This window comes from Clostridium sp. KNHs214, from assembly GCF_000744935.1.
Lineage (GTDB): Bacteria > Bacillota > Clostridia > Clostridiales > Clostridiaceae > Haloimpatiens.
The window spans coordinates 916,133-936,030 of sequence record NZ_JQMW01000009.1 but is presented as its reverse complement, the minus strand read 5'-3'; the positions used below and the strand labels follow the sequence as shown (position 1 = coordinate 936,030).

Sequence of the window (19,898 nt, the reverse complement as noted above, 5' to 3'; positions counted from 1 at the left end):
AGGAAATGAATTGAATAAATACAAAGTTGGTCTTATTAGTTTAGGCTGCGATAAAAACAGAATTGATTCAGAAATAATCTTAGGTAAGATACATGAAAAATATGAAATAATCAACGAACCAAAAGCTGCTGATATATTAATAGTTAATACTTGTGGGTTTATAGAAGAAGCAAAGCAAGAGGCCATAAATACAATACTGGAAATGGCTCAGTATAAGAATAATAATTGCAAACTATTAATAGCCACGGGATGTCTTACACAAAGATACGGCAAGGAACTTTTAAATCTTATTCCGGAATTAGATTTGATTTATGGAGTAAATGACTATGAAAATTTATTAAAAGGTATTGATGAATTTTTAAATACAAGTGAAAAAAAAGATTATTGTAATTACAGTAACTCATGTATTAATGAGGGAGAAAGAATATTAACGACCCCTTCACATACAGCTTATTTAAGAATTGCAGAAGGCTGCAGTAATTATTGTTCTTATTGTGCAATACCGTATATTCGGGGACAATATAGAAGTAGAAAATTAGAAGATATTATAAAGGAAGCACATGTACTTGCAAAAAGAGGGGTAAAGGAAATTATTTTAGTGGCTCAAGACACTACTAAATATGGTGTAGACATATATGGTAATAATAAAATACATCAATTAGTAAGGGAAATATCTAATATAGAATCTATTAAGTGGATAAGGATTTTATACTGTTATCCTGAAGAGCTAAAAGTAGAATTGATAGATGAAATGGCTAGTAACTCTAAAATATGCCACTATATAGATTTACCCCTTCAGCACATCAGTAACAATGTACTTAAAAACATGAGAAGAAAAAGCAGAAAAGAAGATATATTAGAAACAATAGATTATATAAGAAATAAAATGCCTGATGTTGTTTTACGAACTTCTATTATCACAGGATTTCCTGGAGAAACGGAAGAGGATTTTTCTGAATTAAAAGAATTCATTGAGAATGTAAAAATAGATAAGTTAGGTGTATTTAAATATTCCCAGGAAGAAGGAACAAAAGCAGCTTTAATGGATAATCAAATATCGGAGGAAGTTAAAGAAAAAAGATATAGGGAACTAATGATTACGCAACAAAGGGTTTCTAGGTCAAAAAATAATAATAAAATAAATAAAATATATGAAGTACTTATAGAAGGTAAGAAGGATGAATATTGGTATGGGAGAAGCTATGAAATGGCTCCAGAAATTGATGGTGCAATTTGGTTTAAATGTGATAAAATATTACATGTAGGAAACTTTATAAAAATAAAAGTTACCGAAGCATTAGAATATGATTTAATAGGAGTTGTATGTGATGAATCTTGCAAATAAGTTAACACTCATAAGAATTTTTTTAGTACCTATATTTTTAGTTTTTATTACTATAACAGGGATACCTTATGGTACCACTATTGCAACTATTATATTTATTGGAGCTTCACTAACAGATAAACTTGATGGTTATATTGCTAGAAGTAGAAATCAAATAACTCGTTTTGGAAAATTTATGGACCCCCTAGCAGATAAATTATTAGTAACTGCAGCTCTAATTGCTTTAGTTGAATTTCATATAATAGGAACTTGGGCAGCAGTAATAATTATAGCTAGAGAATTTGCTGTAACGGGACTTAGGACTATAGCGGCTTCAGAAGGAATAGTTATTGCTGCTAGTTGGTGGGGAAAAATAAAAACTGTAACTCAAATGGTAGCTATAATAATTTCTTTAATAAGTAAAACATATCCTGAACATTGGATTATATCATTATCTAAAATAACTATATTATTAGCGGTAATAATTACTATAATTTCAGGTGTGGATTATTTTGTAAAAAATAAGCAAGTTTTAAAATTAGATAAATGATTAAAATTTGTATATAAGGTTAATAATTAGAATAGAAGTTCCTACAAAAATGTAGTAGGGACTTTTTGTATAAGTTGACCTATATAAATATATATTGTATAATAAGAACAACTGTTCGAAAGGAAGGTGAATCCCATTAGGGAGATAATATGAATAATGAAAAACTAAAAGCATTAGATGCTGCTTTAACCCAAATTCAAAAACAATTTGGTAAGGGTTCAGTAATGAAATTAGGAGATCATGAAATTCCTAAGTTAGATTGTATTTCTACAGGATGTTTGAGTTTAGATATTGCATTAGGTATAGGTGGAGTACCAAAAGGAAGAATAATAGAGATATACGGACCAGAATCCTCAGGAAAAACTACAGTAGCACTTCACATAATAGCTGAGGCTCAAAAAAATAGTGGAACAGCAGCTTTTATAGATGCTGAGCACGCATTAGATCCTAATTATGCACATGATTTAGGCGTAGATGTAGAAAACTTAATAGTTTCACAACCAGATACAGGCGAGCAGGCGCTTGAAATTGCAGAGGCTTTAGTTAGATCTGGCGCGGTAGATGTAATAGTTGTTGACTCAGTAGCAGCTCTTGTTCCAAGAGCTGAAATAGAAGGAGAAATGGGTGACTCTCACGTAGGACTTCAAGCAAGATTGATGTCACAAGCATTAAGAAAACTAGCTGGTTCTATAAATAAAACAAACTGTATAATTGTATTTATAAACCAGCTAAGAGAAAAAGTTGGCATCATGTTTGGAAATCCCGAAACTACCCCAGGTGGAAGAGCATTAAAGTTCTATTCTTCTGTAAGAATGGATGTAAGAAAAATAGATAATATAAAACAAGGGGAAGAAATTTTAGGGAATAGAACAAGGGTAAAGGTAGTTAAAAATAAAGTTGCTCCTCCTTTTAAAAAAGCTGAATTCGATATCATGTACGGTAAAGGTATATCTAGAGAGGGTAATGTTTTAGATATGGGAGTAGAAGAAGATATAGTAAACAAAAGTGGTGCATGGTTCTCTTATGGAGACACTCGTTTAGGACAAGGACGAGAAAACTCGAAGCAGTTCTTAAAGGATAATCCATCATTGCTTTTAGAAATAGAAAATAGAGTACGAGAAAAGAATGGATTAAAAGCCAATAGCAATAAAGTGGATACTCCCAAAAAAGAGCCAGAAGATAAAGCTCAAAAGAAAGCTGAATAGCATTTAAAAAATTCTTATTCTTTTGAAATCTTGACATCTATATAAAATTAATATAAAATAAATACAAATACTGGTTTATCATGAGCCAATTATTTTAGTAAATGAAACACCTTTTCAAAGCTTTCGTTTTGCTCCTTTTGACGGAAACGGAATAAGCAAAGGAGGTGTTGGAATGCCTATACAGTATACGATAATGGCAGTTATAGCTTTTTTACTTGTAGCTTTTACTACTATAGTATATATCAGAAAGAATATTTCCAGTGCTAATATATCTAAAGCAGAGGAAAAGGGAAGAAATATTGTAGAAGAAGCTAAAAAGGAAGCTGAGTCTGCTAAGAAAGAGGCCGTATTAGAGGCTAAAGAAGAAGTTCATAAATTAAGAAATGATCTTGAAAAAGAATCAAGAGAAAGACGTAATGAAATCCAAAGACTAGAAAGAAGAAATATTCAAAGAGAAGAATCTTTGGACAAAAAGAGTGAAGTTTTAGAGAAAAAAGAAGAGACTATTAATAAAAAGCAACAAGAGCTTGAAAAAACAGAACAAGAAGTAAAAAATTTGTATTTAACTCAAAAACAAGAGTTAGAAAGAATTTCTAACTTAACTTCTGAAGAAGCTAAGGAATTATTATTAGAACAAACTAGAAAAGAAGTTAGACATGATCTTGCAATGCTAATTAAAGAAGAAGAAACAAAAATAAAAGAAGAAGCCAACAAAAAAGCATGTGAAATTATAGCTTATGCTATTCAAAGATGTGCTGCAGATCATGTGGCTGAAACTACAGTACATGTAGTAGCTCTTCCTAATGACGAAATGAAAGGAAGGATTATTGGTAGAGAGGGAAGAAATATAAGAACTTTAGAAACTCTCACTGGTGTGGATCTTATAATAGATGATACTCCAGAAGCTGTTATTCTTTCCGCATTTGATCCAATAAGAAGAGAAGTTGCTAGAATTGCTCTTGAAAAATTAATAGTCGATGGAAGAATTCATCCTGCGAGAATAGAAGAAATGGTGGAAAAAGCCAAAAAAGAAGTTGAAAACATAATTAGAGAAGAGGGCGAACAAGCTACATTTGAAACCGGTATACATGGACTTCATTCAGAACTTATTAAACTTCTAGGAAGATTGAAGTACAGAACAAGCTATGGTCAAAATGTGCTAAAACACTCAATGGAAGTAGCACATCTTGCTGGACTTATGGCATCAGAACTTGGAATAGATCCTGCACTTGCTAAGAGAGCTGGACTATTACATGATATAGGCAAAGCTGTTGATCACGAAATAGAAGGTCCACACGCTGCTATTGGAGCAGAAATAGCTAAGAAATACAAAGAATCTTCTGTAATAGTTAATGCTATTGAAGCCCATCATGGAGATGTAGAACCTCAATCTCTAGAGGCTGTACTTGTTCAAGCTGCTGACGCTATATCGGCTGCTAGACCTGGAGCAAGAAGAGAAACTTTGGAAGCTTATATTAAGAGATTGGAAAAGTTAGAAGAAATAGCTAACGATTTTGAAGGCGTAGAAAAATCATTTGCAATACAAGCTGGTAGAGAAATTAGAATAATGGTAAAACCAGATAGTATAGATGACTTTGCTACTGTTGAAATGGCTAGAAATTTAGCTAAGAGAATTGAGAACGAGTTAGAGTATCCAGGACAAATAAAGATTAATGTTATAAGAGAAACAAGAGCTATAGAATACGCTAAATAATTTACAATCGAAATCCTTTTGAATTTTGTACCTTTAAAAGCAAAATTTAAAAGGGTTTTTGAATTTTTTGTAGAAATAGTATGATATGAGTTATACTATAAGACTTACAATAGGAGGTTTAATATGGAAGTATTAAAGGTTTCAGCTAAATCAATACCAAACAAAGTAGCAGGCGCATTAGCAGGGGTAATAAGAGAACACGGTGTTGCAGAAATTCAAGCTATAGGAGCAGGTGCTATAAATCAAGCTATTAAAGCTATTGCCATAGCAAGGGGTTTTGTTGCACCAAGTGGTGTAGATCTTGTTTGTATACCAGCTTTTACAGATATTAAAATTGAAAGTGAAGAAAGAACAGCTATAAAACTTATAGTTCAACCAAGATAATTTAGGTTATTTATAATGAAAATGTTTTCTTAGAGCTTGTTTTTATAATGTTTAAAAACAAGCTCTTTTAATTTAATATAAAATGTATTAAAATCTTATAGAGTGCTATTTATATATTTTGAAAGGAGAACAATATGAATTTGAATTTTAAGGAAATGATCAAACTAACTAGACCAAAACAATGGATAAAGAATTCATTTGTATTCGCAGCTATAGTTTTCTCAGGTAATTTCTTGAATATGGACTTGCTAAAGAAAAACTTAATGACTTTTGTAATATTTTGTTTAACATCATCTTGTATCTACGTATTAAATGATATTATAGATATTGAAAAAGATAAATGTCATCCTGAAAAGAAAAATAGACCTTTAGCTAGTGGTAAAGTAAGTAAAACCCAGGGGATAATATTAGATATTTTATTATTATTAGGGGTAATAGCTTTAGGAATAAATGTAAATTATAAAATATTTATAATAAGTCTATCATATATAATCTTAAACATATTATATACATTCAAGCTAAAAAATATAGTAATAATCGATGTTATGGTAATCACATTAGGTTTTGTTTTAAGAGTGGAAAGTGGTAGTGTGGCTACTAACGTTATTTTATCACCATGGCTTATTTTATGTACTGTTTTACTATCTTTATTTTTGGCTTTAAATAAAAGAAAGAGTGAAATTAAAATGCTAAAGGATAGTAGTTCAAAGCATAGGACAATCCTAAAAGATTATTCTATAGAGTTTATTGACAATATGCTTAGTATAATAACACCATCTATTTTCATCGCTTACTGCTTGTATACATTTAATTCTGTACAAAGCAGAACGATGATGATTACTATAGCATTTGTTTTATATGGAGTTTTTAGGTATCAATACCTTATGGAAAAAGCCAATATAGGTTCTAAACCAGAAGATGTATTTACAAAAGATATGCCGTTTTTAATAAATATACTATTATGGGGAATCAGTATACTTACAATAATATATTTTAAACTGTAAGGTATGTAAAGAATTAAAGAAAAAATTATGAGGAGTTATGTTATGTTAGAAAAAAACTACAAGAAAAATTATTATTTTGCAATAGGCATATTTTTAATTATTAATATATTATGGATATGTAAAATTAATACTCAACCTTTTTCAGATTTTCAATATTATCATGAACTAGCAATCCAAATAGCTCATGGAGGGATTTGGGGAGATACCTATACTTCTGTAGGCTATCCAATATTTTTAGCTGCTTTTTATAAGGTATTTGGAGCTAATATATTTGTTGGTAAAATAGTAAATTTAGTATTAACTCTATTATCAATAATTTTATTTAAAAAAATATTGGATTTTACCTCCATGGGAGAGAAGAATAAATTTATAATTTTTATATTATTTGCTTTCTTTCCAAGTACAATATTCTACAATACTATTTTAGGAAGTGAAATACTATTTACATTTTTAATGTTACTGATAACATATTTATTTTTTAAAGAAAATTTCAAATTTAAGTATATTTATATAGGTATACTAGTAGGAATAAACACAATGGTTAAACCTTTTTTCATTGTATATTTCTTTGCTATATTTTTGTATAAGGTAATATTTAAAGAAAATATACTAAAAACTATAAAAGATTCTCTTGTAATACTGGTGATTGCTCTTTTAGTTTTGGCACCTTGGGTATATAGAAATACAAAGTATAATGAAGAATTTACCTTTGTATCAAACAATGGAGGAATTGTTCTTTATATAAATAATAATTCTCAAAACAACATCGGAAGATGGATGCCTGCAAAAGAAGTGGAGAATTCTATAGTAAATAAAGAAGAATATAAAAATGCAAATATGGCTGCACAAAATAAAATGCTTAAAAGTGCCGCCAAGGACTGGATAAAGAGTCATCCAAAAGAATTTACAGTTCTGGGATTAAAAAGACTAGGAAACACTTATTTTGTGGGAGATGACCTAGCTTATAGTCTTCAAGGAGTCAATTTAAGTGAAAATACTAAATTTAAAATGTATTACGTATATGGAACCTTTAGAGCTATTTTTTTACTTATAGCAATATGCTATATATTTTATTATAGTTTTTATATTATATTCTGCTTAATAAAGAAAAAGGTAAATAAATTAAATAAATTTACTGTTTACTTATGCATTTTATTTTACATGTTTACTTGTGTTTATTTTGTAACAGAGGGACAAGCCAGATATGCATTTCCTATGATATTTATTTTCTGTTATGCTTTTTATAATTTTATAATTATGAGAAAAAATAAAATTAAACTTAAATAAGGAGAATATACCATGATAGGTCTTATATTAATTTCTGTATTTTTAGGAGCACTTGGTCAAATACTTGTTAAAGTAGGAGCGCCTAATCTTCAACTTAACTTTTCAGGTATAAATATTTTTTACAGTATTTTAGATATTCTTAAGAATTTTCCTGTAATGATGGGAATTATATCTTATGGCGTTAGTTTTTTATTATGGATTAAGGTTTTAAGTAAAGTGGAGCTTAGTTATGCCTACCCAATGGTAAGTTTAGGCTATGTATTGGTTATGATATTTTCTTACTTTATATTTAAAGAAAATATCACACTGCCTAGGGTATTTGGTACTGCATTAATAATTATTGGAGTAATATTTATAGCACGAAGTTAAATAAATAAATGTATCCTTTGGTAATATTTATGAATAAACTGAAGGTTACATTTACTTTATCTGTCATATGGAAATAAATTAAATGTTTACATTGAAGGAATGAAGTGATATATTAGTATATATGAATGATAACTTTCAATTGTTAAAATATTTTCAAAAAAATGTTTGTAAAGTTACGTGGAGGGATTGAAATGATTTTATCAAGAAAAGCAGAAGAAATAGCACCATCTTTGACATTAGAAATAACGGCAAAAGCAAAAAAAATGAAGGCTGATGGAATAGATGTAGTTGGATTTGGTGCTGGAGAACCAGACTTTAATACACCTGTAAATATTCAAGAAGCAGCCATTAAAGCCATTAAAGAAGGGAAAACTAAATATACTGCAACCCCAGGTATAGCAGAATTGAAAGATGCCATAGTTAATAAATTTAAAAATGACAATGATTTAAGCTATGATGCATCACAAATTATTGTTTCAACAGGAGCTAAACAATGTTTAGCTAACGTTTTTGGAGCTATATTAAATCCAGGTGATGAAGTTTTAATACCTGTACCTTATTGGGTAAGTTATCCTGAACTTGTGAAGCTTGCAGATGGTAAGCCAGTATTTGTAAATACTAAAGAGGAAAATAGTTTTAAATATACTATAGAGAACCTTGAAAAATCAGTTACAGACAAAACAAAAGCTCTTATATTAAACAGCCCTAACAATCCAACAGGAACTGTTTATAATAAAGCTGAATTACAAACCATTGCAGATTTTGCTAAAAAACACGACTTGATAATTGTTTCTGATGAAATATATGAAAAATTAATATACAGTAATGATAAACACGTAAGTATAGCTAGTTTATCTGAAGATGCTTATAAAAGAACAATAGTTATAAATGGTGTTTCTAAAGCTTATGCCATGACTGGATGGAGAATAGGCTATGCTGCTGGAGATAAGAAAATAATAAAGCTCATGACTAATATACAAAGCCATATGACATCAAATCCTAATTCCATAGCTCAATATGCATCAGTAGAGGCTTTAGTCGGTGAGCAAAAAGATGTAGAAGCTATGATAGTAGAATTCAAAAAGAGAAGAGACTTCATGGTTGAAAGAGTTAATAAAATAAATGGATTAAGTTGTATTAAACCAGAAGGTGCTTTCTACGTTATGGTAAACATATCAAAAATATTAGGAAAAGAAGTAGATGGAAAGGTTATTAAATCTTCTTTAGAATTTGCTAGCCTTCTATTAGAAAAAGAGAAAGTAGCAGCAGTACCAGGAGTAGCTTTTGGGGTAGATGAATTTGTAAGACTTTCATATGCTACATCTATGGAAAATATCATTAAGGGATTGGATAGAATAGATAATTTCGTTAAAAATATTTAAAATAGTTTAAAAGATCGTACATTAATGATATAGTATTACTAGAAGAATTTTGCTTCTAATGATTTTTGGTAGGTGATACTGTATGTTTAAAGAAGTAGAAATATTTTTACCTGTAAAAGGAAAAGTATTGCCCTTAACTGAAGTAGAAGATTATCTTTTCAGTAGAAAAGTTTTGGGTGAAGGAATAGCTATAGAGCCTGAAGATAATTATGTATATTCACCAGTAGATGGAACAGTGGAATTAGTCTATGAAAAAAAACATGTTATTTTAATAAGCACCAAGGAAGGACTTAAAATACTAATTCATCTTGGATTAGATAGCAATAACTTTGGTGGGAAGGGAATTGCTTGTTACATAAATCCAGGAGAAAAAGTTAGTAGAGGAGATAAACTCATTTGGTTTGATAAGGAGTATCTAACATCTAAGATTTCACTAACTACTCCTGTTATAATTATAAATACTGAACTAATAAAGACCCTTGATATAAATTATAATGCTTCTAATTCAGCGGATATAATCATGAAAGCAGTGGTGTATTAGTAATATCCTGATTTTGGTTAATTTATTGTAATAATATTTCTTCTATGATATAATGAGGTAGTTATATATATATAAATAACTAAATTTATACTAGGGGTGAATTTACATGGTAACTAAAGAAGTAGTAGTTAAAAGTTCAACAGGGTTACATGCTAGGCCTGCAACCTTATTAGTAAAAAAAGCATCTTCATTTAAATCAGATGTAAGTATTGAATTTAATGGGAAAAAAGCTAATGTTAAAAGCTTAATAGGAGTTTTATCTTTAGGAGTTACAAGTGGAGCTACAGTTAAAGTAATCGTTTCTGGTGATGACGAAACTTTAGCGTTAGAAGAAATTTCTAAATTAATTGAATCTATAGAAGAGTAATAAACAACTCCTAAAAAGGGGCTACTGATGTTTCAGTAGCCTTATTTTAATTCTAATAAAATAACTGTATCTTTTTCATCTGGGAGTGAAGCACTTTTAAAATTCAAAAAAGCATCTCCTTTATAATCCTCCGCATTCCATGGAGTTTCTATGGAAATTTCTGAGCCGTCACATAAAAGTCGAGCTCTCTTAATCTTTCCAGCTAGCCCTCTTAAATTGATTGGCCCTACGCCTCTTTGGAATATATGTGCATATAGGTAATGTTCCTTTTGAGTATAGCGTCCCCATTCAGGTTTATTATTGTTACATTTAGTACAGCCATATATGCTCTGGCCGTTTTGTTCAATCCAATGGCCTACTTCCTCTAAGATACCTATAGATTCCTCGGGAATTTCTCCTTTAGAATTTGGTCCTACATTTAATATTAAATTTCCATTTTTACTAACACACTCTACTAGAGCTCTTATTATTTCCTTTGAAGACTTATAATTTTTATCTTGAGAACAATATCCCCAGTGGTCATTTAATGTAACACAAGCTTCCCAAGGTATTAAATCACCTTTTTCATTAATCAAAGTCTCAGGAGGTATTATTTGTTCAGGAGTTGTAAAATCTCCTGCATAATCTTCTGGAATGCTCTTTTTTAAATTTCCTCCCAATCTATTGTTTATTATTATATGGGGTTGAAGTTCTTTCACTTTCTTTATAAGTTTAGTAGCTCCCCATTTTTCACCTATCATATCATCATAGGAAAAATCAAACCACATAATGTCTATCCTTCCATAGTTAGTTAAAAGCTCTTCTACTTGATTATGAAAGTATTCTATGTATCTATTAAAGTTTCCCTTGTTCTCTTTAAAATTCTCATTATCTCTCATAGGGTGATGTCTATCACCATAAGCGGGAAAATCTTCATGATGCCAATCTAAAAGAGAATAATAAAATCCCACAGCTAAACCTTCTTCTCTAAAAGCTTCTACATACTCTTTTATAAGATCTCTTTTGGCTAGAGTATTAGTAGCTTTATAATCTGTATATTTACTGTCAAATAGACAAAATCCATCATGGTGTTTTGTAGTCATAACTACATATTTCATTCCAGCTTCTTTAGCTAATTTAGCCCATTCTTTAGGATTGTAATTTACAGGATTAAATTCATAAAAAAACTTTTCATAATCATCTACTGTAATTCTTTCATTAGATCTAACCCACTCCCCTCTAGCTGGGATAGAATACAAGCCCCAGTGAATAAACATTCCAAATCGTGCATCTGTAAATACTGTTAGTTTATCCTTACTATTTTCTAAGTTATAGTTCGCCATAAAAAATATCCCCCTTGTTATTACTTAGTTAATTTTGCATAGTGATTTAAAATAGTGTTAGTTTGACCTACTAAGTACATTATACTGTGAACTCATCCCAGCCACAAGTGCATGGGTATTCCTGCTTCTTCTCACTCAAAACCTACTAGCTCCACAGACTTAATTCCGATAGCTCCTACTGTATTTATCTACGAACTGAATTATAAAGGTTCCTTTGTTTAAGTCTATAGGATAAAAAAAATCTTATAGTTAATAATATTTATATACTTTGTACGAAAGGATGAATTTAGGTGGAAAAAATTTTTATAAAAGATCTACGTAAAGGAAATGAAGTTTTAGGTGAGTTCATGATATTAAAAAATTTATTTAAGGAAATAGAATATATAGGAGTAATATTAGGGGATAAAACTGGAGACATAAAGGCTAAGATTAAATATACAGGTGTTGATTTAAATGTAGGTGATGTAATTAATGTAAAAGGGACTTCTCTAGATAATTTATTGCAAATAGATGAATATACAAAAGTGGAAAGTTTTGATTTATATGAATTTCTACCTTCTATAAACAGACCTATAGAAGATATAATGAAAGAGATTACTGATTTATCAAATGAAGAATTTAAAGATATACAGGTAAAAACACTAAATGATTACTTCTTTAAAGATAAAGATTTTGTAGATAAATTTAAGAAAGGTATAGGCGGAGTGAGCCAACATCACAACTATTTAGGGGGATTAGCAGAACACACTTTAAACTCTATGTATATAGCTAAAAATCTATGTTATAGATATAATTTAGCTCATAAGGAAATCGCTATTTTAGGTGCTAAGCTTCATGATATAGGTAAAGTATATGAATATTATACAGATGGACCTTTTTCTGTTACTACACAAGGAGATATGGAAGGACATATTGTAATTGGAATAGGTTTATTAGAAAAGGCTTTATCAAAGGAAGACATTTATAGTGAAGAATTTAAAATGAGGATAAAGAGCTGCATAATACAGCATCATGGAAAAGTTGAATTTGGTTCTCCTAAAGTACCAAAAACTGAAGAAGCCTATGTGGTTCACTTTGCAGACTATGTAGATGCTATGATGAATAAAATTCAGCAAGTTAGAGAAAATAACCAATCACCTGGTTGGTCTGAATTTGACAGAAGACTTGGAACTAGATTATATTTATAGTGTAATTCATAACATTGTATATCTTTACTATATGGATATTTTTAAGAATAACTATAAAGTAATATACTTAATTTTCATAGCTATAAAATAAAAATTTAAAAATATTGGATAAACACGAACATTTTTATTACATTTTTAAAAATAGTATGTTATAATATGAATTATAATAAAATTACAATATTCTTTGTACATATTGGAGGTTTTTAGCATGAGAGATAGTTACACATCACCATTGGGGGAAAGATATGCTTCTAAAGAAATGTCATATTTATTTTCACAAGATAAAAAATTTAAAACTTGGAGAAAATTATGGGTTGCTCTAGCAGAAAGCGAAAAAGAACTAGGATTAAATATAACTGAAGAGCAAATAAAACAGTTAAAATTACATGTAGAAGATATAAATTATGAAGTAGCTGAGGCTAAAGAAAAAGAAATAAGACATGATGTAATGAGTCATGTATATGCTTATGGTGTTCAATGTCCAGATGCTAAGGGAATAATACATTTAGGAGCTACTAGCTGCTATGTAGGAGACAACACAGATTTAATAATTATGAAGGAAGCTTTAAATTTAGTAAGAGTTAAACTTATAAATGTTATAAATTCTTTAAGTAAGTTTGCTTTAGAGTACAAGGATTTACCTACTTTAGGATTTACTCATCTTCAACCAGCTCAGCTAACTACAGTGGGTAAAAGAGCTACTTTATGGATAGAAGAACTATTGATGGATGTTCAAAGTATAGATTTTGCCTTGGAACAATGTAGATTTAGAGGAGTAAAGGGCACCACTGGAACTCAAGCAAGTTTTATGAAATTATTTGAAGGTGACGGAAGAAAAGTTAAAAAACTAGATATAACCGTAGCAAATAAGATGGGCTTTGAAAAAGTATTTCCTGTAACTGGACAAACATATACAAGAAAATTAGATTATATAGTTTTAAGTGCTTTAGCACAGGTAGCTCAAAGTGCCTATAAGTTCAGCAATGATTTAAGAATACTTCAAAACATGAAGGAAATGGAAGAACCATTTGAAAAAAATCAAGTAGGCTCATCAGCTATGGCTTATAAGAGAAATCCTATGCGTTCAGAAAGAATAGGTGCTTTAGCTAGATATATAATTGTAAATTCATTAAATCCAGCAATAACTGCATCTACTCAATGGTTTGAAAGAACTCTAGATGATTCTGCTAATAAGAGAATAGCCGTATCTGAAAGCTTCTTAGCTTTAGATGGAGTACTAAACTTATACTTAAATGTAGCTAGTAATTTAGTAGTATATCCTAAAGTTATAGCAACTCACGTAAATAGGGAAATTCCTTTTATGGCTACAGAAAACATTCTTATGGAAGCTGTTAAACGTGGTGGGGATAGACAAGAACTTCATGAAAAAATAAGAGTTTATTCTATGGAAGCAGCTAAAAGAGTTAAAGCAGAAGGAATGGAAAATAACCTAATAGAATTAATAGTTAAAGATAAAGCCTTTAACATGACAGAAAAAGAAATAATGGATACCATAGATCCCGTTAAATTTACTGGAAGAGCACCTATGCAAGTAGCTGAGTTTATTGAGGAATATGTTAAGCCTTTACTTGAAAATAATAAAAAAGCTTTAGGTGTAGAAGCTGAAATAAATGTATAGAAAAAACTGTATAGAAACATATAAAAAAGACCAAGATTCCAAAAATCTTGGTCTTTTTTAGTAAAAAATAAGTACCTTCTATAACTTTCCTCGATGTTATGTTTTATATGGTTAGTCATTTTTTTCATCCAAAGAGTAGGTATTCTATTAAAAAAATAAGTATATAAAGTATAAAACTTATTGTAATATTCTTAACTATTCTTAGAACTTTTAAACTTTTTATTGTAGCTTATAATATTACAGTTTGTTACTTGTTATTTTCATATAAACATATGGTAGGATATATAGTGTAAATAATGCTAAATTTTTTGTTTATTTACCAACCTTTTTTTTTAGCTAGACAGTATATAAGTGTAATGGAAAAGGAGATGAAAATAATATTGAAAAAAAACGAAGCAGATAGATTAATAAAAGAATATATAAAACCATTATATGGTTTTTCTATGAATAAAACTAGAAATCTTAATGAAGCTGAGGAACTTGCAAGTAGAATTATACTTCAGGTATATGATGTGCTTATAAAAAAAGATAACTTTATTGATTTAAATAGTTATATTTTTAAAATCGCTCATAATGTTTGGACAAAATATATTAGTGGTAAAACGAAAGGATTTAATAATATATCAATCGATCAAATAATTATTTCCTCAGACTTAGAAATTGACAAGGATATTCTTCAAAGTGAAATGGCAGGAAAACTGAGGTTAGAAATATCATTTTTATCAAAGCAGCAAAGGGAAATAGTAATACTTCACTATTATAAAGGATTAAAAATAAAAGAAATTGCCGAAAAGTTAAATCTATCAGAAGGAACTGTAAAATGGCATATTTATGAAAGTAAAAAGGAGATGAAAAAAGGTATGGAAGTAATGAGAACGGTTGGAAACTTAGGCATTAATCCTATTAAATTTTCAAATATGACACATAGCGGGGAACCAGGAAAAAGAGGAGATACTAAAGATTTTTTTAGAAGGACTATAACTCAAAATATAGCTTATGCAGCTTATCATGAACCATTAACAATAAATAAAATTGCAGAGGAACTAGGTATATCCCCTATATTTATAGAAGATGAAATTAATGAACTTGAAGAATATGGTTTTATGGACAAGCTACCTGGTGGAAAATACCAAACTAATATATTGATTTCAGAAGAATCAGAAGAAAAATGGGAAGCACTACATGAAATATACAAAAAATATGCTGCCATAGTTGTGGAAGAGTATTTTCTTCAATTTTTTAATATGGAGGATCAGTTTAAAAGTCTTAATATCTATTATCCAAATAATGATTTTAATTTGCTTTTATGGAGTGTAATCCCTTATGCTATGAAAAAGTTAGAATTTTCTCAATTGAAGAAGATAACTTATGAGGAAGTTACTACATTACGCAAAGATGGTGGAAATTATATTGCTTTTGCTTCTATCCATAAAGAAATAAAGAAAAGTGATGAGTTCAATTATAACTCTTGTGGAGATATGTATAGGACTAATGATGAACTTCCAATTCTGGGATGGCAATTTAATACAGGTTGGATTAATAGGGTATTTGATTGGAGAGACAATATTATGTCAGATTATGTAGGACTCTATCATTTTATAAATGGGAAGTTAATAGAAAACAATGTAAACATAGATGTATATAGAAGACTAATAGATAAGGGATATTTGATAAAGACCAAAAATGGTTATAAAGTAAATGTGGTTTATTATAAAAATAAGAAAGCAATAGATAGTTTCACTGAGATACTGCCTTCACCTTCAGAGAAACTCATAAAGTTAGGACAGGAGTTGGATAGAATTGTATATGAAATTAGAAAAATGGGTCAACCTATTCATATGCACAAAATTATAAGAGCTATCTGTCAAAATAGTTTAACAGGCTTAAAAACTTACGTATTAAAAAATTTAATAGATAGAGATTTACTACAGGAACCAACTTCTGAAGAAGCAAAGGGGATCTCAACAATTCTCTTTATTGAGGAGTGAATTAAATGTTTAAAAGAATACTAAATTTTTGTAAAATAAGTGTTGCTTCAGCACCAGGGTTTTTTATTATAAATATTAGTGCACTGCTTATTATGGCACTAGCTGGACTTGGGATTAGCTACTCCTTTAAATTGGCAACGGATACTATATTATATTACCAAAAGGCTGGAGTATATAGTATTAAAGTCATGATGCCTATATTATTTTTCTTTTTAATGATATGTATAGGTGGAAATACTGGAAACTTTGAGAATATGATGATAACTGCCTATACTAGGAAGTCTAAAAAACTTTTCTCTAAATTCTTTTTATATAAAAGCTATAACTCTAAACAGGATGATTTTTATAATAATAGCTTTTATGACAATTATGAGTTTGTAAGAAAAAACATGGACAATACTACTGAAATAACAGTGACAGTATTTAATAAGCTTGCTATATCCAGCTTTAAGCTCATTTTATCAGCTTTGGCTATTTCATATTTTGATACCATTATATTAGTATGTATATTCTTTTTATCTTTAGCCTTGATTTTTATAAATAAATACATCGTAAAAAGACGAATGGCGTTAAATGAGGCATATATTAATGCCGAACGACAAGGCAACTATTATAGGGATTTACTTTCTTCAAGAAAACATGCAAAGGAGCTTAGAATATTCAAATTACAAAATAAATTTCTTCAAAAATGGGATAAATGGTATAAAGAGTATACCACTTCTAAATATAAATTTGAAGTAAAAGCTACAATACTATCAAATATTTCCACTATTATTCAGCAATTTATGACTTTTGGATTAACAATTTACTTCTTATATCTTGTTTACACTGGAAAGTTAGCTGTAGGAGAGTTTGTATTCTTGAACTCAATAATGTGGTCTCTTACCTATAGTGTAGGTAATATAGTGAATATACTATCAAAAGATTTAGCTGAAAACTATCAGTATGTAGAAAGATATGAAAACTTCACGGGAAAAACAAGTTTATCAATGTTAAAGAATATGTCAGAATCTAATTCAAAAATAAATAATAATATTGAGGAATTTAAAAGTTTAACCTTTGAAAATGTATGCTATAAATATCCTCATGGACATAAAAATGCAGTTAATAATCTAAATTTCACTTTAAAAAAGGGAGAAGTTATAAGCATTCTTGGATATAACGGAAGTGGAAAAAGCACCTTTTTAAAGCTTATGTGTGGACTTTTAGAGGATTATACAGGGACTATAAAGCTAAATGGCAAAGATATAAAAAACTATGATAAGGAAAGCTTATATAGATATTTTGGCATAGGATTTCAGGATTTTACTAGATACAGCATCTCTTTGAAAGAAAATGTAGCTGTGGGAATGATTGAAAGCTTTAATGATGAGAAGCACATCAATAAGGCTATAGAAAAGGGTAATTTACAAGAGGTAATAAAGAAGCTCCCTGGTGGAGCGGATACAATATTAGGTAAGGAGTATGATAAGGCTGGTGAAGACTTAAGTGGAGGACAATGGCAAAGGGTAATTCTATCTAGGGCATATATGGGGGAACCTGATGTGCTTATACTAGATGAACCAACAGCAGCTATAGACCCAATTGAAGAAATGAGAATGTTAAATCAATTCAAGGACATAGTAAAGGACAAAACTGCTCTTTTAATTTCACATCGTATTGGCTTTGCTAGGATGTCAAGCCGTATTTGTATAATGGATGGGGGACAAATAATTGAAAGTGGGACTCATGAGGAGCTTTTGAAACTGAGAGGTAAATACTATGAATTATTTACTTCACAACAAGAGCTTTATAAAGAAGGTGATGTAAGTGCGTAAAAAGAAAAACTCCTATACACTAAAGGCATTAAAAGAGGTAAATGCCATAGCTTTTAAAAGCAGCCCCTTAGCATATGTACTTTTAGTACTAACAACATCCATTTCAGCTATTAATACATTTATTTTACTAAAGGCTACAGAATACACTATAAATTCAGCCTATAGACTTTTTGATAAAACTGTTTATTTTAAATCTGCAGTTATGGGTATCACTCTTTTTACATTGTCAAAGATAATTTTCAAGGTAATAGATATTATAAGGACATTGCTTATAAATAAATTAAATTTAAGCTTATCCTATGTATTTGAAAAGGAGCTTAATACTAAACTTTCAAATATTAAAATAGATTATTATGAAAACAATGAGACTTATGTAAAGATACACGAAGTGAGAACTAAAACATTAGAAACTATGAAAAACTTTATTGAAAGCACTATGTTTTATATAGAATCAGTTTTTCATGCCATTGTATATGGATATTTTCTCATACAGATTAACGTATTAGTGGTAGTAATATATTTAGCATTAGTAGTTATATTCAATAAGGTTGCAGGTAACATGTACAATAGCATAAAAAATATTTGGGATGAAATACAACCTTATAGTCAAAAGCAAAATTACTTTTTTAGCCTTAGTGGAGACAAGGTTACTCACCAAGAGTTTAAGTTCAATAGACTTTTTGGCTTTGTAAGTAGCCGCTGGGATAAACTCTATGATAAAGAATATAAATATAGAATGAAAATATTTAAAAAATTTGAAGTAACACTTCAAGTAGCAAGAATAGTTTTTAACCTTCCGTATATAGCTATGTTAATTTTTGTAGCCTTTGAAATAGTTGCAGGCAAACATGAGATAGGTTTTCTAATGTTATGTAATCAGCTTTTTAATGGAGTAATAGATACTTTTGAAGGAGTACAAAGTACAATTATGACGAATAGTGTTGATTGTAAGTTTATTAAGAGCTACTATGAAATAATGGACTATGAAGAGTATAATAAGATATATACTGAAGAAAAGGCAGATAACATTTCCTTTGAAAATATTATTTATACTTATCCTCAAGCTAAAAGATACGCCTTGAAGAATCTTAAGCTTAATATAAAATCAGGAGAAAAGATTGCAGTAGTAGGACATAATGGAAGTGGAAAAACCACTTGTACTAATCTCTTAATGGCGCTTACAAATGCAACTGATGGAGAAATTGTAGTGGATGGATACAAAGGCTTAAGGGCAGAATCCATTCTGAGAAGTAGTGTTTCATGTATATTACAAGATTTTGCTCAATATCAAATGACTATAAGAGAGAACATTGAAGTAGGATATGAAAATCATAAATTTTCAGAGAAAGAAATCTGTAGTCTACTGGATAAGGTTGGTTTAAAAAAGCAGGTTCTAAAGCTACCACAGGGCATTAACACACCCCTGGGACAACTACAAAAGGGCATAGAATTATCAAAAGGTCAATGGCAAAGACTCGCCATTGCAAGATTACTGGCCAACCCACAGGCTACCCTATGGATATTAGATGAACCTACAGCTTATTTAGATCCAATATCTGAAATTGAAATCTATAACATGATATATACTCTGGCAGGAAACAGAACGGTTCTGTTTATCTCTCATAGACTTGGGTTTGCAAAGAGGGCTGATAGAATAGTAGTCTTTAATGAGGGGAACATTGCAGAAGAAGGAGTTCATAGGGATTTACTAAATGAAGATGGAATATATGCAAAGATGTACAAAAACCAAGAATCTTGGTATGTGGCATAACAATTGACAATAGGAGCTCACTTTGAATTATTCTAAGGATTTGGTGT

Annotated in this window: 17 protein-coding genes; 16 read left to right on the top strand and 1 reads right to left on the bottom strand. The window is 29.8% G+C overall.

Annotation, left to right across the window (positions count from 1 at the left end):
* Positions 1-10 precede the first annotated feature (10 nt).
* The 11 genes from rimO (at position 11) to CC89_RS06870 (ending at position 10,127) form a co-directional block, all read left to right on the top strand.
* On the top strand, positions 11-1,345 hold the full coding sequence (rimO, locus tag CC89_RS06920; protein WP_035290592.1) for a 30S ribosomal protein S12 methylthiotransferase RimO: 1,335 nt from the start codon (positions 11-13) through the stop codon (positions 1,343-1,345).
* Entirely contained in the window at positions 1,329-1,874 is a 546-nt protein-coding gene (gene pgsA, locus CC89_RS06915; protein WP_035290590.1) for a CDP-diacylglycerol--glycerol-3-phosphate 3-phosphatidyltransferase, read from the top strand. Before rimO ends, pgsA begins: the two co-directional genes overlap by 17 nt.
* A gap of 149 nt (positions 1,875-2,023) precedes the next feature.
* Positions 2,024-3,079 (top strand): recombinase RecA, encoded by a 1,056-nt coding sequence (gene recA, locus CC89_RS06910; RefSeq protein ID WP_035290588.1) that lies wholly within the window; start codon positions 2,024-2,026, stop codon positions 3,077-3,079.
* Positions 3,080-3,272: 193 nt separating this feature from the next.
* Positions 3,273-4,793 carry a ribonuclease Y gene (gene rny, locus CC89_RS06905; protein ID WP_502685627.1) on the top strand — a complete coding sequence of 507 codons (1,521 nt, stop codon included), beginning with the start codon at positions 3,273-3,275 and terminating at the stop codon, positions 4,791-4,793.
* Between the two features lie 123 nt (positions 4,794-4,916).
* On the top strand, positions 4,917-5,177 hold the full coding sequence (locus CC89_RS06900) for a stage V sporulation protein S (protein ID WP_035290585.1): 261 nt from the start codon (positions 4,917-4,919) through the stop codon (positions 5,175-5,177).
* A 134-nt stretch (positions 5,178-5,311) separates the two neighbouring features.
* A complete protein-coding gene (locus CC89_RS06895; RefSeq protein ID WP_035290582.1) occupies positions 5,312-6,181 on the top strand; it encodes a decaprenyl-phosphate phosphoribosyltransferase in 870 nt (289 codons plus the stop codon).
* A 42-nt stretch (positions 6,182-6,223) separates the two neighbouring features.
* Positions 6,224-7,468, top strand: coding sequence for a glycosyltransferase family 39 protein (locus tag CC89_RS06890; RefSeq protein ID WP_035290580.1), 1,245 nt, complete (start codon positions 6,224-6,226; stop codon positions 7,466-7,468).
* A 12-nt stretch (positions 7,469-7,480) separates the two neighbouring features.
* Positions 7,481-7,837, top strand: coding sequence for an SMR family transporter (locus tag CC89_RS06885; protein ID WP_035290578.1), 357 nt, complete (start codon positions 7,481-7,483; stop codon positions 7,835-7,837).
* Positions 7,838-8,028: 191 nt separating this feature from the next.
* On the top strand, positions 8,029-9,219 hold the full coding sequence (locus CC89_RS06880) for a pyridoxal phosphate-dependent aminotransferase (protein ID WP_035290576.1): 1,191 nt from the start codon (positions 8,029-8,031) through the stop codon (positions 9,217-9,219).
* A gap of 82 nt (positions 9,220-9,301) precedes the next feature.
* Complete coding sequence (locus CC89_RS06875; protein ID WP_035290574.1) at positions 9,302-9,760, top strand: PTS sugar transporter subunit IIA; 459 nt, start codon at positions 9,302-9,304, stop codon at positions 9,758-9,760.
* Between the two features lie 106 nt (positions 9,761-9,866).
* Positions 9,867-10,127: an HPr family phosphocarrier protein gene (locus CC89_RS06870; RefSeq protein ID WP_035290573.1), complete on the top strand. Its 261-nt coding sequence runs from the start codon at positions 9,867-9,869 to the stop codon at positions 10,125-10,127.
* A 41-nt stretch (positions 10,128-10,168) separates the two neighbouring features.
* Here the strand turns inward: CC89_RS06870 and CC89_RS06865 are convergent, their stop codons facing one another.
* Positions 10,169-11,449 carry an alpha-L-fucosidase gene (locus tag CC89_RS06865; protein WP_035290572.1) on the bottom strand — a complete coding sequence of 427 codons (1,281 nt, stop codon included), beginning with the start codon at positions 11,447-11,449 and terminating at the stop codon, positions 10,169-10,171.
* A gap of 290 nt (positions 11,450-11,739) precedes the next feature.
* On the opposite strand from CC89_RS06865, the gene CC89_RS06860 reads away from it, so the two are divergent.
* From CC89_RS06860 to CC89_RS19500, 5 genes are all read left to right on the top strand, one after another.
* Positions 11,740-12,636, top strand: a complete 897-nt coding sequence (locus CC89_RS06860; RefSeq protein ID WP_035290571.1) for an HD domain-containing protein — start codon at positions 11,740-11,742, stop codon at positions 12,634-12,636.
* Positions 12,637-12,844: 208 nt separating this feature from the next.
* The gene (purB, locus tag CC89_RS06855) at positions 12,845-14,275 is read left to right on the top strand and encodes an adenylosuccinate lyase (RefSeq protein ID WP_035290569.1); all 1,431 of its coding nucleotides are present in this window, start codon (positions 12,845-12,847) and stop codon (positions 14,273-14,275) included.
* Between the two features lie 380 nt (positions 14,276-14,655).
* A complete protein-coding gene (locus CC89_RS06850; RefSeq protein WP_035291291.1) occupies positions 14,656-16,263 on the top strand; it encodes a sigma-70 family RNA polymerase sigma factor in 1,608 nt (535 codons plus the stop codon).
* Positions 16,264-16,268: 5 nt separating this feature from the next.
* Positions 16,269-18,080 (top strand): ABC transporter ATP-binding protein, encoded by a 1,812-nt coding sequence (locus CC89_RS19505; RefSeq protein ID WP_051931575.1) that lies wholly within the window; start codon positions 16,269-16,271, stop codon positions 18,078-18,080.
* The gene (locus CC89_RS19500; RefSeq protein WP_051931573.1) at positions 18,073-19,851 is read left to right on the top strand and encodes an ABC transporter ATP-binding protein; all 1,779 of its coding nucleotides are present in this window, start codon (positions 18,073-18,075) and stop codon (positions 19,849-19,851) included. The genes CC89_RS19505 and CC89_RS19500 overlap by 8 nt, the downstream gene beginning before the upstream one ends.
* Positions 19,852-19,898 lie beyond the last annotated feature (47 nt).

Coding starts and splice junctions, on each gene's coding strand:
- CC89_RS06870 (WP_035290573.1), top strand. CDS start 9,867: ATGGTAACTAAAGAAGTAGTAGTTAAAAGTTCAACAGGGTTACATGCT.
- CC89_RS06865 (WP_035290572.1), bottom strand. CDS start 11,449: ATGGCGAACTATAACTTAGAAAATAGTAAGGATAAACTAACAGTATTT.
- CC89_RS06880 (WP_035290576.1), top strand. CDS start 8,029: ATGATTTTATCAAGAAAAGCAGAAGAAATAGCACCATCTTTGACATTA.
- CC89_RS06890 (WP_035290580.1), top strand. CDS start 6,224: ATGTTAGAAAAAAACTACAAGAAAAATTATTATTTTGCAATAGGCATA.
- CC89_RS19505 (WP_051931575.1), top strand. CDS start 16,269: ATGTTTAAAAGAATACTAAATTTTTGTAAAATAAGTGTTGCTTCAGCA.
- recA (WP_035290588.1), top strand. CDS start 2,024: ATGAATAATGAAAAACTAAAAGCATTAGATGCTGCTTTAACCCAAATT.
- purB (WP_035290569.1), top strand. CDS start 12,845: ATGAGAGATAGTTACACATCACCATTGGGGGAAAGATATGCTTCTAAA.
- CC89_RS06900 (WP_035290585.1), top strand. CDS start 4,917: ATGGAAGTATTAAAGGTTTCAGCTAAATCAATACCAAACAAAGTAGCA.
- pgsA (WP_035290590.1), top strand. CDS start 1,329: ATGAATCTTGCAAATAAGTTAACACTCATAAGAATTTTTTTAGTACCT.
- CC89_RS06875 (WP_035290574.1), top strand. CDS start 9,302: ATGTTTAAAGAAGTAGAAATATTTTTACCTGTAAAAGGAAAAGTATTG.
- CC89_RS06895 (WP_035290582.1), top strand. CDS start 5,312: ATGAATTTGAATTTTAAGGAAATGATCAAACTAACTAGACCAAAACAA.
- rny (WP_502685627.1), top strand. CDS start 3,273: ATGGCAGTTATAGCTTTTTTACTTGTAGCTTTTACTACTATAGTATAT.
- CC89_RS06885 (WP_035290578.1), top strand. CDS start 7,481: ATGATAGGTCTTATATTAATTTCTGTATTTTTAGGAGCACTTGGTCAA.